Annotated in this window: 11 protein-coding genes; 1 reads left to right on the top strand and 10 read right to left on the bottom strand. The window is 72.5% G+C overall.

Going from position 1 to position 13,547, the window contains the following annotated elements:
* Positions 1–18: 18 nt before the first annotated feature.
* Positions 19–1,209, bottom strand: coding sequence for a DUF4382 domain-containing protein (locus JNX00_RS19330; RefSeq protein ID WP_204743306.1), 1,191 nt, complete (start codon positions 1,207–1,209; stop codon positions 19–21).
* Positions 1,210–1,339: 130 nt separating this feature from the next.
* On the opposite strand from JNX00_RS19330, the gene JNX00_RS19325 reads away from it, so the two are divergent.
* A complete protein-coding gene (locus JNX00_RS19325) occupies positions 1,340–2,887 on the top strand; it encodes a CYTH and CHAD domain-containing protein (protein WP_204743304.1) in 1,548 nt (515 codons plus the stop codon).
* Positions 2,888–2,923: 36 nt separating this feature from the next.
* Here the strand turns inward: JNX00_RS19325 and JNX00_RS19320 are convergent, their stop codons facing one another.
* From JNX00_RS19320 to pyrF, 9 genes are all read right to left on the bottom strand, one after another.
* Positions 2,924–4,018 carry a DUF1513 domain-containing protein gene (locus tag JNX00_RS19320; protein ID WP_175442846.1) on the bottom strand — a complete coding sequence of 365 codons (1,095 nt, stop codon included), beginning with the start codon at positions 4,016–4,018 and terminating at the stop codon, positions 2,924–2,926.
* A gap of 76 nt (positions 4,019–4,094) precedes the next feature.
* Positions 4,095–5,135, bottom strand: a complete 1,041-nt coding sequence (locus tag JNX00_RS19315) for an imelysin family protein (RefSeq protein WP_204743303.1) — start codon at positions 5,133–5,135, stop codon at positions 4,095–4,097.
* The gene (locus JNX00_RS19310; RefSeq protein WP_239478350.1) at positions 5,135–6,532 is read right to left on the bottom strand and encodes a di-heme oxidoredictase family protein; all 1,398 of its coding nucleotides are present in this window, start codon (positions 6,530–6,532) and stop codon (positions 5,135–5,137) included. Before JNX00_RS19310 ends, JNX00_RS19315 begins: the two co-directional genes overlap by 1 nt.
* Before the next feature lie 59 nt (positions 6,533–6,591).
* A complete protein-coding gene (locus tag JNX00_RS19305; RefSeq protein WP_070399464.1) occupies positions 6,592–7,746 on the bottom strand; it encodes an imelysin family protein in 1,155 nt (384 codons plus the stop codon).
* Between the two features lie 66 nt (positions 7,747–7,812).
* On the bottom strand, positions 7,813–8,454 hold the full coding sequence (locus JNX00_RS19300) for a glutathione S-transferase family protein (protein ID WP_204743299.1): 642 nt from the start codon (positions 8,452–8,454) through the stop codon (positions 7,813–7,815).
* Positions 8,451–9,164 carry a glutathione binding-like protein gene (locus JNX00_RS19295; RefSeq protein ID WP_204743297.1) on the bottom strand — a complete coding sequence of 238 codons (714 nt, stop codon included), beginning with the start codon at positions 9,162–9,164 and terminating at the stop codon, positions 8,451–8,453. The genes JNX00_RS19300 and JNX00_RS19295 overlap by 4 nt, the downstream gene beginning before the upstream one ends.
* 61 nt (positions 9,165–9,225) lie before the next feature.
* Positions 9,226–10,659 carry a DUF1501 domain-containing protein gene (locus JNX00_RS19290; RefSeq protein ID WP_204743295.1) on the bottom strand — a complete coding sequence of 478 codons (1,434 nt, stop codon included), beginning with the start codon at positions 10,657–10,659 and terminating at the stop codon, positions 9,226–9,228.
* A gap of 10 nt (positions 10,660–10,669) precedes the next feature.
* Complete coding sequence (locus JNX00_RS19285) at positions 10,670–12,511, bottom strand: DUF1800 domain-containing protein (RefSeq protein ID WP_204743293.1); 1,842 nt, start codon at positions 12,509–12,511, stop codon at positions 10,670–10,672.
* A gap of 150 nt (positions 12,512–12,661) precedes the next feature.
* A complete protein-coding gene (gene pyrF / locus JNX00_RS19280) occupies positions 12,662–13,504 on the bottom strand; it encodes an orotidine-5'-phosphate decarboxylase (RefSeq protein WP_204743291.1) in 843 nt (280 codons plus the stop codon).
* Positions 13,505–13,547: the final 43 nt, after the last annotated feature.

The raw sequence follows: 13,547 nt of genomic DNA, 5'->3' as shown, positions 1-13,547 counted from the left end.
GGCTTGAGGCTCTGCGGTTCAGGGGAAAACGAAATCCTGGTCGATGGTGTCGCTGGCGGCCGCGGTCAGGGGACCGGCGGTCTTGCTCACACCGCCCGTGGTGGCGCGCAGCGTGAAGTGGCCCGCCGCCGCGTTGTCGGCCGAGAAGCTCAGGCTGTTGCCGGCGGCGTGCTGGGCCACCTGCGGCGCCGCCACCGCGTTGCCGGTGTAGGCGTATTCGCCGGTGACGGCGTTCACGGGCCGCTCCACCAACGTGAGGGTGTCGCCGGCCGTGAGCGTCTGGCGCAGGGCCACGGTCGCGTCGAGCTCGGTGGGCACGGGCGTGAGCGAGACCTGTCCCGTGAAGATGGCCGTACCCGAGGCGGGCGGGTCGATGCGCTGGCCGGCCGGCGCGGCGCGCACCAGCTGGCCGCTGAACACCTGCAGCTGGCGCACCGCCGCCGTGGCCCGCCCGGGCGTGACCACCACCAGCGTGTACTCGCCCGGCTCCACGGGTTGCAGCTTGAACAGTCCGTTGGCGTCGGCCACGGTGGCGCGGCGCACCTCGCCGTTCTGCTGCAGCGAGACGCTGGCGCCCGCCGTGGCCGCAGCGAGGGAGACCTCGCCGATCACGCCGGTCTCCACACGCGGCAGCGTGCGCAGCACGGGCTTGAGCAGGTACTGGCCCGAATTCCCGGCCACCACCACGGACCGGCAGGCGTCGAAGTCGATCACCACGTCGGTCAGGCCGTTGCGCTGCACCGCCAGGCTGGTCTGCACCTTCAGGCCGGACGGCTGGCCGCTCGGGGTTTTGAGTGGCACCCTCACGCCCGGGTTGCCGCTGAGCACGATCCAGTTGCGGTCGGCCTGGGCGCCGGTGTTGGCCGCCAGCACCAGGCGCAGGCGGGTATAGGTGCCCGCGGGCACGCGCGCCTGCCCGAGGTCGAGCAGGGCGCCGTTGGTGTAGTCCAGCAGGTTGACGCGCTGGGGCGGGTCGACGGGGATCGAGCGCCAGCCCGGGTCGCTGTCGGGCGCGTCGGCGGTGTGCACGCGCACCTCGTTCACCGTGACCACCACCTCGTCGTAGCCACACGCGGGGTTGTCGGTGAGGGCCACGCGCAGGGTGCCGCTGCCGCCGTCGCCATCGCCGCCACCACCCCCGCCGCAGGCGGCCAGCAAGCCCAGCAGGGCCGCGCCCAGCGCGGCGCGCATCCAGGACATCGTGTTCATGTTTGTCTCCAACGCAACGAGACACCGCGCTCCCGTGGCGCGCGAGCGGCCATTGTTGGCCGAGGCAGCGCCCGCGTGGTAACCGGCTGTAAGGTGGCGGGCTTCAGGGGAACTGTGGTCTGATCGACCCATGCCCCAGGAAACCGAGCTCAAGCTCGCGCTGCACCCCAAGGACGCCGCGCGTTTGCTGGCCCACCCGCTGCTGGGCGGCCTGCCGCGCGCGGGGCAGCGCCTGTTCAACACCTATTTCGACACCCCCGAGCTGGCGCTGCGCGAGGCGCGCCTGGCCTTGCGCGAGCGCCGCGTGGGCGCGCGGCGCTGGCTCACCGTCAAGACCTCGGGCAGCACCGTGGGCGGCCTGTCGCGGCGCGGCGAATGGGAGGTGCCCAAGCCGCGCGGGCGGGTCGATTTCGCGCGCGTGGTGGATGAGCCCGCGCTGGCCGCCGCCCTGCAGGACTGGGCGCCCCGGCTGCGCGCGGTGTTCCGCACCGACTTCGTCCGCCGCGCCGTGGTGGTGGAACACGCGGGTGCGCGCATCGAGCTGGCCGTCGACGACGGACACATCAGCGTGGGCAGCGGCCGGCGCGCGCGCCGCGAGCGCCTGCTCGAGGTGGAGCTGGAGCTGCTGGACGGCCCGGTCGACGCGCTGTTCGACCTGGCGCACACCCTGGCGCTCGGCCCCGAGGGCCAGGCGGCGCGCGCGCTGCGCCTTCACCCCGAGCCGCGCAGCAAGGCCGAGCGCGGCTACGCCCTGTTCGCCGGCCAGGCCGCCATGCCCCGGCGCGCCACGCCGCTGGCCTTGGCGCGCGACATGGCGGTGCGCGAGTCCTTCCAGGCCGCCAGCCTGGCCTGCCTCACGCACCTGCAGGCCAACGAGGCCGAACCGCGCGCGCTCGCCGACCTGCCGCTGGCCGGCGCGCCGCTGCCCGACCCGGAGTTCGTGCACCAGCTGCGCGTGGCCCTGCGCCGCCTGCGCACCGGCCTGCGGCTGTTTCGCGAGCACCTGCCGCGCCGCTGGGTGGCGCACTGGTCGGCGCACTGGAAGGGCCTGGCCGACGCGCTGGGCGCGGCGCGCAACTGGGACGTCTTCGCCACCGAATGGCTGCCCGATCGCCTGCCCGACAGCGACACCCGCGCCGAGGCCCAGGCCTTGCGCGCCTGGGTGGACGCCCAGCGCCGCGCGGCCAACCTCGCGGTGGCGCGCCGGCTGGCCGACCCGGCGCACGCCCTGGCCTTGCTGGCCTTCACGCGCTCGGTGTTCGCGCTGCCGGTGCCGCGCGCGCGCGTGAACCTGCCGCGCTGGGCGGTGGCCCGGTTGCGCGCCGGCCATGCGCGGTTGCGCGAACAGGCGCGCGACGCGCGCCGCCTGGGCCCCGATGGCCGCCACGAGCTGCGCCTGGCGCTGAAGAAGCTGCGCTACACGCAGGAGTTCCTGATCGGCCTGCTCGACCCCCAGCGCGCCGCGCGCAGCACCGCCACGCTGGCCGAGGCGCAGGCGCTGCTGGGTGAGCTGAACGACCTGGCCACGGCACAAGGCCTGCTGCAGCAGGTGCCGGCCCGCGTGGCGCCCGCGCTCGTGGCCGCCTTGCAGTCGGGCCTGCAGGCGCAATTGGAGGCGGGCCTGCTGGCCTTGCCGGCCATGGAGAGTGCGCTGGAGCGCTCGCCACCGCCCTGGTGAGCGACCCGCGCGGGGGGCGGGGCCGGGCCCGGGCCCTCAGGCGCGCGCGCTCACCCAGTGGTTGTCGAGTTGCAGCGCGGCGGACAGGGCCTGGCGCTCGCCGTCGTGCCAGGTGACCGCCGCGCCAGCGGCCCAGGCGTGCCCAGGCCGTGCGGCCAGGGCGCCGGCCGAGGGCAGGTTCACCCGCTCGGCGATGGCGCCGCGTGCATCGAGTCCCAGCAGCGCGTTCGCGCGCGTGGCGCTGAGCCAGAAACCGCCGCCGGCGCGCGCGCAGATGTCAGCGCCATAGCCGCGCGCCTGCGCCATCGGGGGCGCGGCGCGCAGCGCGCTGCCGTCCCAGGTGGCCAGCAGGGGGGCGTCGCGGCGCGCGGCCTCGTCGTCGTGCTCGGCCTGCAGGGCGATGCCCACGCGCCGGCCCACCGGGTCCCAGGCAAGGTGGCGCACGCTCAGGCGCGGATCGTCCAGGCGCCACTGGCCCAGCAGGGCGCCCGACGCCGGGTCGAGCGCCACCAGCGAGGGGTCCATGCGCGACAGGTCGCGGTGGCTGCGGCCGGTCTCGCTCTGCGTGGGGATGCCGCCGTTGGCCACGAGCAGCGCGCCGGCCGGGACGCGGCCCAGGGCCTCGGGCAGCACCAGCATCTCGTGCGGGTCCATGCCCTGCGTGGCCCACTCGCCGGTTTTCTCCAGCGTGCGCGGATCGCGCACGCCGATCAGCCCGGCGGCGTCGGCCTGGTTGGTCTCGGTGGTCCACACCGCGCGCCGGTCGGCGGAGGGCAGCACATGGCCGTTGAGCCGGCGGTCGTCGTCCACCCAATGCCACTGGGCCGCGCCGCTGTCGGGCCGCCAGCGCAACAGCCAGTCGCCGGGGCGGCGCGCGGCCACCAGCACGGCGCCGTCGGCTTCCAGGGCGAGGCCGTGCGCGCGCGTGGGCAGCGGCAGCTGCGCCAGCACGGACACGCGCGCCTCGTCCATTTGCAACAGCCCGGCCCTGTACTGCCCACCCTCCGCCCAACTGGCGACCAAGAGGCTGTTCGGGGCGCGCGCCAGCGCGGGAACGCCGATGCCCGCCGCCAGCCAGGCGAGGATGCCGCGGCGGGTCAGACCTGCCGCGGGCGAAGCATCCAGAAACACCGCGGATCCGGCTTCGCCGGTCCGCAGGTGTTGTCCCCGGAAGGGGACGCCGCGCAGCGGCGCAGGGGGGAGCCGTCTAGTCGCCATCGGCACTGGAAAACCCCAGGTTCACTTCGAGGCTGCCCGCCACCTCGGACTGCATCAGCGTGGTCAGCCTCTTGAGCGTGCGCGCCGCCGCGTCGACGCTGGCGGGGGCGCCAGGCTGAACGCCCTGCATCGCGCGGTCGGCCTCGTCCACCGTCGCGCGCCAGCGATCGGCCAGTGCGATGTGCCCGCGCCCGCGCAGGTAGGACTCGATGCTCACCCGGCCCGCGCCGATGGCGGGCGCGCCGTTGTCGGGTTGGCGCGCCAGGGCGCGCAACTCGGCCCAGCCAGCGGCCCAGGCCGCGCCGGTCTGGCCGCTGGGCAGCCGCGCGAAGGCGGGCGCGGCACCGCGCGTCTCGGCCTCGCGCAGGGGTTTCTCCATGCCCGCCCAGCGCAGGCGCTCCAGGCCGCCCAGCCATTGGTTGATGAATTCCACGAAGGCCGTGACGGCGGCGTCTTCTTCGGGCGGTGCGGCGGCCAGCGCGTCGAAGGCGGCGCGCAGGGCCTCGGCTTCGCGCTGCACGGCCTGCGCGGCCAGCACGGCGTAGGCGCAGGCGCTGCTGCGCGGCGCGGCGGGCGCGCTCCACAGCAGGTACTCGATGGCGGGTAGGCCCTTGGCGGGCGTGCCCACACGCTCCATGTCGTCCAGGGTCTTGGGTTCGCGCGCCAGCGAGCGCTTGAGCAGTTCGGGGCGCAGCGGCTGGAAGTCGATCTCGCGCAGCGAGCGGCGCTCGATCAGCGGGCCCACGGCCACGGCGGCCAGGCGCTCCCAGGCCAGCGCCGTCTGCGTCCAGGCCGCGCGCGCCGGCGCCAGCGCGGCCGGGCCGGCGCAGTGGCCCTGCAGCGCCTGCACCAGCCTGGGCGCCTGCTCGGCCAAGGCGCGCGCCAGCGGCGCGGTGTGGTCGCGGTACAGGGCGGCCACCGCGTCGGGCGGGTAGTAGTAGGGCGCGGCGGCCTGCGCCCACAGCGCGCCGGGCGCGCACAGCAGCAGGGCGAGTGCCGCGCCAAGCCGCCAGCGGGATCGGGTACGCATCAGAGGCTCTCCACGAATTTCACCAGGGCGCGGCGGTCGGCCTCGCCGAACTTCAGCACCTGCTGCTTGCTGTCCTCGGCCTCGCCGCCGTGCCAGAGGATGGCCTCGAGCACGCCATTGGCGCGGCCGTCGTGCAGCAGGCGGGTGTGGCCGTTCACGTCCTTGATCAGCCCGATGCCCCACAGCGGCGGCGTTTTCCACTGGCGGCCGTTGGCCAGGAAGTCGGGTCGGCCATCGGCCAGGGCCTCGCCCATGTCGTGCAGCAGCAGGTCGGTGTAGGGGTGGATGGTCTGGCCCTGCAGGGCCCGGCTGGTCAGGCGCGGGAAGGGGCCTTCGGCCGTGGTGTAGGTGGGCCGGTGGCAGACCGCGCACTGCGCCTGAGCGAACAGCCGCTGGCCCCGCAGCACCTGCGGGTCCTGGATGTGGCGGCGCGCGGGCGGCGCCAGCGTGGCCTGGTAGAACACCACCTCGTCCAGGGTCTTGGGGTCGATCTCGGGCTGGCCGTTGCGCGAGCCCTTGGGCGCGGCCAGGCAGTCCTTCTGCCGGGGCGTGCAGGTCTCGTCGGGGAACTGCGCCGAGGTGATGCCGATGTCGCCGTGGAAGGCGCCCGCCGTCTGGTGGGCGACGGTGGCCACGTTGGCCTTCCAGCCGAAGCGGCCGAGCATCTCGCGCTGCGCGAACACGTCCCACACGCGGTTGGGCTGTCCCTTGATGGGGCCGGGCAGCGCCGCCTGAGCCTCGGCGTTGGCCAGGACCTCGCGTTCGGGGATGGCTTCGAGCAGGCCCACGCCGATGACCTGCGGCGCGATGCGCGGGCTGATCATCACGCCCGGGGCGAAGGGGCCGTAGGCGAGGCGGTCGACGATGTACTCGGGCTTTTGCAGCGTGTAGGGCGTGCCGTCGGCGAAGCGGCCCTGGATGGCTTGCCAGCGCAGGCGCACCCGGCCCTCGGGCTTGACGCCCTGGACCGCTGCGGTGTTGAGCTGGTCGCCATAGACGGGGTCGTGCTTCGGGCCGCCGTGCGCGTCGGTGCCGGGCACCGACAGGCGCAGCAGCAGGGCCAGCGGCTCCTGATCGGAGATGCCGCGCCGCCACGGCGGCGGCTCACCGCGGCCGTCGAACAGGTGGCAGGCGCCGCAGGAGCGCGCCAGGAAGTTCGGGCCCAGGCCGTCGCGCGCCTTGGTGCTCGCGGGGGCCTCGACCCAGTTGCGCTTGAAGAAGGAGTTGCCGATGACGAAGCGCGTGCGCTCCGGGTCGGTGAGGTTGGCGGCGGGGAAGGAGAAGGCGTTCTGCCCGGTGGCCCAGACCGTGGTGGCGCCACCGACCTTCTCGCCCAGGGGATCGGGCGCCGCGTCGGTGGGGCTGGTGGGGGCAGGCGCTTGTGCCGCCGCCTGCAGCGCGGCGATCGAGGTGAGCGCCGCCACGCCCAAGGCCGCGGCGACCCAGGCCGCTGGCCTCACGGTTGCACCAGCGTGAGTTTGGCGATGCCCACGGCGGCCGCGGCGGCCACGATGTCCTTGGACTGCTCGGTCAGGCTTTTGATGGTGGCCTCGATCTTCGGGCGGCCCGCCGAGCCGGCGACGATGGCGCGGTCGAAGGGCGCGGGAATGGCCTCGGCCGACGCCACCGAGGTGCGGATCTGCTGGGTGGTCTTGTCGGCCACGCCGGCGTTCCTGGCGCTCACCAGGTCGCGCAGGCTGGGGCCCTGCAGGGTGCTGCCGTCGGCGCGCACGTAGCGGCCCAGCCAGACGTTCTCGATGCCCTTGGCATTGGCCACGGCGTCGCGGTGGGTGTTGTCGGAGAAGCAGCTGTGCTCGTCTTCCTGGTCCTGGCTGGCCAGGGCCACCTCCAGGCGCTCGCCGGCCAGTTCGCCGCGCGAGAGCGAGCCCATGGCCACGAACATCTTGCGCAGGGACTCGTTGCCGCCCTTCTCGAACGTCGCGCGGTAGTTGTTCTTGGCGCCCGGCGCCCAGGCCTTCACCAGGCCGCCCAGGTCGTCCACCAGCAGGTCGGTGACGGTGTTGAGGTACTGGCGGCGGCGGTCGGCGTTGGGGGCCTTGCCGTCGACAAAGTCCTCGAAGCTGCGGTTGCCCGGACCGGTTTCGGACAGGTCCTGGCCCCAGAGCATGAACTCGATGGCGTGCCAGCCGGTGGCGATGTTCTCCTCGCCGCCTTTTTCGTTCAGCGCGGCCAGCGCCTTCTTGGTGAGGGCCTGCTTCTTGTTGTTGACCAGGCCGGCGGTCTTCTTGCCGTCCACGTAGTCCACGTAGGACTCGTCCATGGGCCAGGCGTTGAGCCGGCCTTCGGGGCCGTTGTCGTTGTCGATGGGGCCGCCATAGAAGCGGAAGGCCTCGGTCTGCCCATAGAACTCGCGCGCGGCCAGCCAGGCCTTGCGGGCGGCGTCCTGGGTGGGCTGCGAGGGCGCGGCGGTGAAGGCCTTGACGGCGGCCTGCAGCGCCTTGGCGGCGTTGAGCGTGTCCTCGTAGTTGGCGTGCACCAGGGCCGCGTAGTGGGTGGCCACGCTGGCGGGGGTGGCGGCGGTCTGGGCATGCAAAGGGGCGGCCAGGCTCAGGGCGAGCACGGCGGCGGCGGCGAGGGGCTTCAGGCGCATGGCGGTTCTCCAGGACGGAAGGGAGGAAACGCCGAATTCTAAATGCAAATAATTCTTATCCTTGACTTAAGCGGGTTTGACGGGGCCGCCGTCCGAGCGGGAGGGCTGCCGCTCCGCCACCCGATCCCGCCACGCCGCCAGGGCGGCGAGTCCCTGTTCCCCCGGCTTGAACTTGAGCAGCCGCGCGAATTCGATGGTGCAGAAGGCCGTGATGTCGGCGATCGTGAAGCGCTGCCCCGCCACCCAGGGCTGGCCGCGCAGCAGGCCGTCGAGCCAGCGCAGGGTCTCCATCGCCTTGGCCTGCTGCGACGCCCCGAACGCGGGGAATTGCGGTTGCTCCAGCACCGCCAGGCCGGGGTGCTGGTGGCGGATCGCCTGCGCCAGCGGCAGCGTCACGTACCACTCCACGTGCCGGTCGGCCATCTCGATGAAGGCGCGCTCCTCGGCGTCGCGGCCCATCAGGTTGGGCTCGGGCTGCAGGCCCTCGAGGTAGGCGCAGATCGCGCGCGACTCGCTCAGCGCGCGCCCGTCGTCGAGTTCGAGCACGGGGATGCGCGCCATCGGGCTGCGCGAGAGCACGGGGTGCGATTTGTGCTCGTGCGCATTGATGTCGACCAGCACCTCCTCGATGCCGGTCATGCCCTTTTCGGCGATGAACATCTGCACGCGGCGCGGGTTGGGCGCGCGCTCGGACACGTAGAGCTTCATCGGCGGTCCTCCTTCAGGCTCTGGCCGGTTTCCATCAGCTGGCGCGCGTCTTGCGAGAAGCGGCGCGCCGCTTCGTCGCCATCGCGCGTGAGGTCCACCTTCGACGGCGGCGATTCGATGCCGCGCTGCACCGCCGGGCGCGCGCGGATGGCGTCGCGCCAGCGCTTGAGGTGCGGCAGGTCGTCGATGTCCACGCCGGACCAGCGGTGCGTGCGCACCCAGGCCCAGTTGGCGATGTCGGCGATGGAGTAGTCGCCGGCCAGGTACTCGTTGTCTTTCAGGTGGCCGTCGAGCACGCGGAACAGGCGCTTGGTCTCGCCCTGGTAGCGATCGATCACCGCCGGGATCTTCTCGGGGAAGTAGCGGAAGAACACATTGGCTTGCCCCATCATCGGGCCCACGCCGCCCATCTGGAACATCAGCCACTGCAGCACGCGCGAGCGGCCTTTCGCGTCCGTGGGCATGAGCCGGCCGGTCTTCTCGGCCAGGTAGATCAGCACCGCGCCCGACTCGAACACCGCGAAGCCGCCGGCCCCGTGGTCCACGATGGCGGGGATGCGGCCGTTGGGGTTGATGGCCAGGAAGTCGGGGCGCTTTTGCTCGCCGGCCGTGAGGTCGAGCACCTTGAGCGTGTAGGGCAGGCCCAATTCCTCCAGCGCGATCGAGGCCTTGTGGCCATTGGGGGTGGCGGCGGTGTAGAGATCGATCATGGGGGCATGCTAGTGCGCCCCGTCGCGCGCGGGTGTCGCGCGCGCTCCGACCGCCGGGCCCTCAGGCCATGAACCCCAGATTGCCCGGGTAGTCCACGCTGTTGAAGTTGCCGATGTAGGGCAGCACCTGGCCCAGCTCGCCGCCGCTCACGCCGAACCACTGCGCCAGCGTGGCCGCGTACTGGCTCACCGAGGTGCTGGGCAGCAGCCGGCCCTGGCCCACGTGCCACTGATCGAAGCTGTCGCTGGTGCTGTTGGTCACGCTCACGGGCGGGGCCTTGCCGTAGAAGGCGCGGCCGCGCACGGCGCCACCCACCATGAGGTGGTGCGAGCCCCAGCCGTGGTCGGAGCCGTCGCCATTGGAGGTGAGCGTGCGGCCGAAGTCCGAGGCGGTGAAAGCGGTCACCTTGTCGGCCACGCCGAGCTGCACGGTGGCGTCGTAGAAGGCGGTGAGCGCGCCGCTCAGGCGCTCCATCAGGCCGGCCTGGCCGTTGAGCAGGTTGTCGTGCAGGTCGAAGCCGCCGAGCGAGACGAAGAACACCTGGCGCCGGCTGCCGAGCTGGTTGCGCGCGGCGATCAGCCGCGCGACCAGGCGCAGCTGGCTGGCCAGGCCGTTGTTGGCCGGGAAGCCGCTGAACGGCGCGGTGTTGGCGGGAAAGGCGTTGAGCGCGCTGGTGATGGCGCCTTCGGTGCCGTAGGCGCGCGCGGTGACGAGGTTGTATTCGTTCTCCAGCGCGTGCGCGCGGGTCTGCATGGCGATGTCCACCAGTGCCGAGCGCACGGCCGGCGAACCATAGACGTTGCTGTTGAGGCAGTTGATGCGGACCGCCCCGCCGCTGCCGACCTGGTAGCTCAACGCCTCGTCGCCCGAGAGGAACACGGTGTTGCCGGCCACCGAGACGCAGGTGAGCACGCTGTTGGTGTTGCTCGATCGCGCCAGGTCGCCCACCTGGCCGCCCCAGCCCGTGGTGCTGCCTTCGGCGGCCGAACTCATCCACACCGATTGCTGGTCGTTGTGCGAGAACAGCTTGGGCGGGCGCGGGAAGGAGGCGCTGTTGCTGTTGTACTGCTGGCGCGTGAGCGGCACCACCAGGGGCCCGACGTTGAGCTGCACGGCGGCCGCGCCGGCGTTGAAGAGGTTGGCCAGGCCCGTCATGGCAGGGTGCAGGGCGTACTGCTTGCCGTCGGGCAGCGGCACGGCGGGGTTGAGCACCGTGGCCGCCAGGTCGGCGCGCGGGATGGCGATGCCGCCGCGGATGGCGGCGTACTGGGCGTGGCTGGTGGCGTCGTAGTTGATGACGGTGTTGGCGTAGTCGTTGCCACCGAACAGGAAGACGCAGACCAGGGCCTTGTAGTCGGTGGCGTCGAAGGCCGCGGCCTCGCCGATGGCGGCGAGGTTCATCACCGTCGGCAGGGCGGTGCCGGTGAAGGCGAGCTGGCCAGCGCGGCGCAGAAAGGCGCGGCGGGTGTGTCGGGCGGGGGCGATGAAATGCATGGCGCGCTCCTCACTTCTGGATCAGGTACTCGGGGCAGGCCATCACCATGAGCACGGCGGCCCAGACCCGGCGGTTCTTCGCGTCGGCGCTGCTGCCGGCCGTGACGCCGGTGGCGTTGAGCGCGTTGACCATGAGCGTGCGCGTGGCGGGGGAGATCTGCCCCGCCGCCAGCACCAGGTTCAGGTGGTCCACCAGCGCGGCGGCGTTGGTCACCAGCGCGAGTTCGCGCGCGTAGTTGGCCTTCACGTCGTAGGCGTAGTTGTTCCACGCGGCATACGGCACGCCCGGGTTGGGGCAGTTGATGCCGCGCTCGATCACCCCCTGCATGAAGTTGAGGTAGCCGCCCACGCTGGACTCGTTGACGAGCTGGAACTCCGGCGCCGTGGCATTGCGGGCCGCCAGGGCGGTGTTGGGCGGCACGTAGCCGGGGCGGAAGAAGTTGAAGACCGAGGGCGAGCGCAGTGGGCTCTGGCCGAGTTGGGTGCCGGCGTCGGCCAGGTCGAAGACCTTCCAGCTGCCCGCCGCCGACGTGACGTTGAAGCTGCGCGCCCACTGGATGAAGCGGACCATGGGCTCGCGCAGCTTGCCGTGGGTGCTGCTGGCCAGCGAGAGGCCGCCGCGCGCCTCGGGGTCGAGCAGGATGGCGACCATCACCGCCTGCAGGTCACCGCGCTGCCCCTTGCCGTTGTTGTTGAACTTGCTCGCCACGCGCGCCACGTAGGCCGGGCTGGGGTCGCTGGTCACCAGGCGCTGGATCATCTGGCGCGCGAAGAAGGGCCCGGTGTTGGGGTGGTTGAACAGCGTGTCCAGGGCGATGCGCAGCGCCGCGCGCCCCGGCGTGCCGGCCGGCACCGTGGCGCCCAGGAAGCGCGCCTCCAGCGTGGAATGGCGGCTCTCGCGCAGGCTCATGGGCTTGCGCGCGAAGGCGCTGGATTCGATGGTGTAGTTCTGCCCGACCGGCGTGTGCCGCACGCCGTCGGAGGTGTCGAAGTCCCAGCCGGTGAAGACCCGCGCGAGGTGGGTCACGTCGTCCTGGGTGTAACTCTCGATGGGGCGGCCACCGCTCATTCTGGGCGTGCCGTCGAGGTTGAGTTCGAGCAGGCCGATGGTGAAGAGCTGCATCACCTCGCGCGCGTAGTTCTCGTCGGGCACGCGGCCGGTGGAGGGGTTCTCTTTCTGGTTGCCCTTGGTGTTGAGGAAGTAGCCCATGGCCGGGTGCAGCGTCACGTCCTCGAGCAACTGGCGGAAGTTGCCGAAAGCGTTGCGCATGAGCATGTCCCACCACGAGGCGTAGGCGTGGCTGCGCCAGGTGAACTCGGCCGTGGTCAGCGAGCTGACGAAGATCTCGGACAGCGCGAGCGCGACGCGCTTGCGCATGGCCTCGCCGCCCGACAGCAGCTGGCTCCAGAGCATGAAGTCGGCCGGGTACTGGTTGAAGAAGTAGCTGTTGCTGTCGATGGCGCCGTAGCCGCGCGCTTCCAGCCAGTCCCAGCCGCTCTGGCCGCGGGGCTGCTGGAACTGGCGCGCCAGCCACAGGGCGTAGCCCTCGCCGCGCAGCGCCGCGATCTCCTGCGGCGTGGAGGAGAACTGCGCCTGCTGCAGGAAGCGCGCCGCCTCGGCGTCGTTGTTCGCGGCGAGGTAGGTGTAGCCGTCGAGGGGAAAGTCCACCACGGGCACGAAGGGCGGTTCGGCCGATCCGCCGTCGCTGCCACCGCCGCCACCCCCGCAGGCGGCCAGCGCCGCCGTGGCCGCTGCCGCGGCAGCGGCGATCCCTGCGCGGGTCCGCGCCGCCGGGTCTTCTTGCTCGATCAGCGCATCGCTGGGCAGATCGTCCTGTTCGATCGTCGCCATGGCCACCCTCCATCTGGATGGGGCGCGAGTCTAGGCAGGCGACCGCGGGCGCTGATGGCGCGTTGCGCTTGGTTACAGGGGGGTGTCGTGGCGTCGCCGCATCCGCTGAGCGGCTTACCGTACGGGGGTATTTGTCAAGCCGTCGGTCGTTCAGCCGATGCGCGCCGCGTGCAATTGATCACGCGTTTTGAGGGCCGCCTGGCGCGCCGCGGCGGCGAAATCGTCGCCCGCCGAGGCGTAGAGGATGGCGCGCGAGGAGTTCACGACGACGGGGCCGGTGATGGCATCGCCCTGCACGCGCAGGCCCGCGCGCACGGTGGCCGCGGCGTCGCCGCCCTGCGCGCCCACGCCGGGGATGAGCAGGGGCAGCGTGGGCGCGAGTTCGCGCACGCGCGCGATCTCGGCTGGGTAGGTGGCGCCCACCACGAGGCCGAGCTGGCCATTGAGGTTCCAGGGTCCTTGCGCGAGGCGCGCCACGTGCTCGTACAGCAGGGGCTCGCCGGCGACGGAGGACAGGCGCTGCGCCTGCAGGTCGTCGCCGCCGGGGTTGGAGGTGCGGCACAGCAGGAAGGCGCCCTTGCCGTGGCGGCGCAGGTAGGGCTCCACCGAGTCGAAGCCCATGAAGGGCGAGAGCGTGACGGCATCGGCGCCGAAGCGCTCGAAGGCCTCGATGGCGTACTGCTCGGCGGTGGCGCCGATGTCGCCGCGCTTGGCGTCGAGGATCACGGGCACGCCGGGCGCGGCGCGGCGCATGTGCGCGACCAGGCGCTCGAGCTGGTCTTCGGCGCGGTGCGCGGCGAAGTAGGCGATCTGCGGCTTGAAGGCGCAGACCAGGTCGGCGGTGGCATCGACGATGGCGGCGCAGAAGTCGTGGATGCGCGAGGCGTCGTTCTTCAGGTGCGCGGGGAACTTGGCGGGGTCCGGGTCCAGGCCCACGCACAGCAGGCTCGCGTTGTCGCGGGTGGCGGCCTGCAGCTGGTCGATGAAGGTCATGGGCCGGGATTTTAGGTGGGGGCCTCGGCCGCCCGCCCGGTGG

It is taken from the genome of Hydrogenophaga sp. YM1 (assembly GCF_016903055.1).
Lineage (GTDB): Bacteria > Pseudomonadota > Gammaproteobacteria > Burkholderiales > Burkholderiaceae_C > Hydrogenophaga > Hydrogenophaga borbori.
The sequence above is the reverse complement of the archived record's forward strand: the minus strand, read 5'-3'. Positions and strand labels throughout refer to the sequence as shown.

Excerpts from the sequence above, each read along its gene's own strand:
- JNX00_RS19325 (WP_204743304.1), top strand. The coding sequence starts at position 1,340 with ATGCCCCAGGAAACCGAGCTCAAGCTCGCGCTGCACCCCAAGGACGCC.
- JNX00_RS19300 (WP_204743299.1), bottom strand. The coding sequence starts at position 8,454 with ATGAAGCTCTACGTGTCCGAGCGCGCGCCCAACCCGCGCCGCGTGCAG.
- JNX00_RS19295 (WP_204743297.1), bottom strand. The coding sequence starts at position 9,164 with ATGATCGATCTCTACACCGCCGCCACCCCCAATGGCCACAAGGCCTCG.
- pyrF (WP_204743291.1), bottom strand. The coding sequence starts at position 13,504 with ATGACCTTCATCGACCAGCTGCAGGCCGCCACCCGCGACAACGCGAGC.
- JNX00_RS19305 (WP_070399464.1), bottom strand. The coding sequence starts at position 7,746 with ATGCGCCTGAAGCCCCTCGCCGCCGCCGCCGTGCTCGCCCTGAGCCTG.
- JNX00_RS19330 (WP_204743306.1), bottom strand. The coding sequence starts at position 1,209 with ATGAACACGATGTCCTGGATGCGCGCCGCGCTGGGCGCGGCCCTGCTG.
- JNX00_RS19290 (WP_204743295.1), bottom strand. The coding sequence starts at position 10,659 with ATGCATTTCATCGCCCCCGCCCGACACACCCGCCGCGCCTTTCTGCGC.
- JNX00_RS19315 (WP_204743303.1), bottom strand. The coding sequence starts at position 5,135 with ATGCGTACCCGATCCCGCTGGCGGCTTGGCGCGGCACTCGCCCTGCTG.
- JNX00_RS19285 (WP_204743293.1), bottom strand. The coding sequence starts at position 12,511 with ATGGCGACGATCGAACAGGACGATCTGCCCAGCGATGCGCTGATCGAG.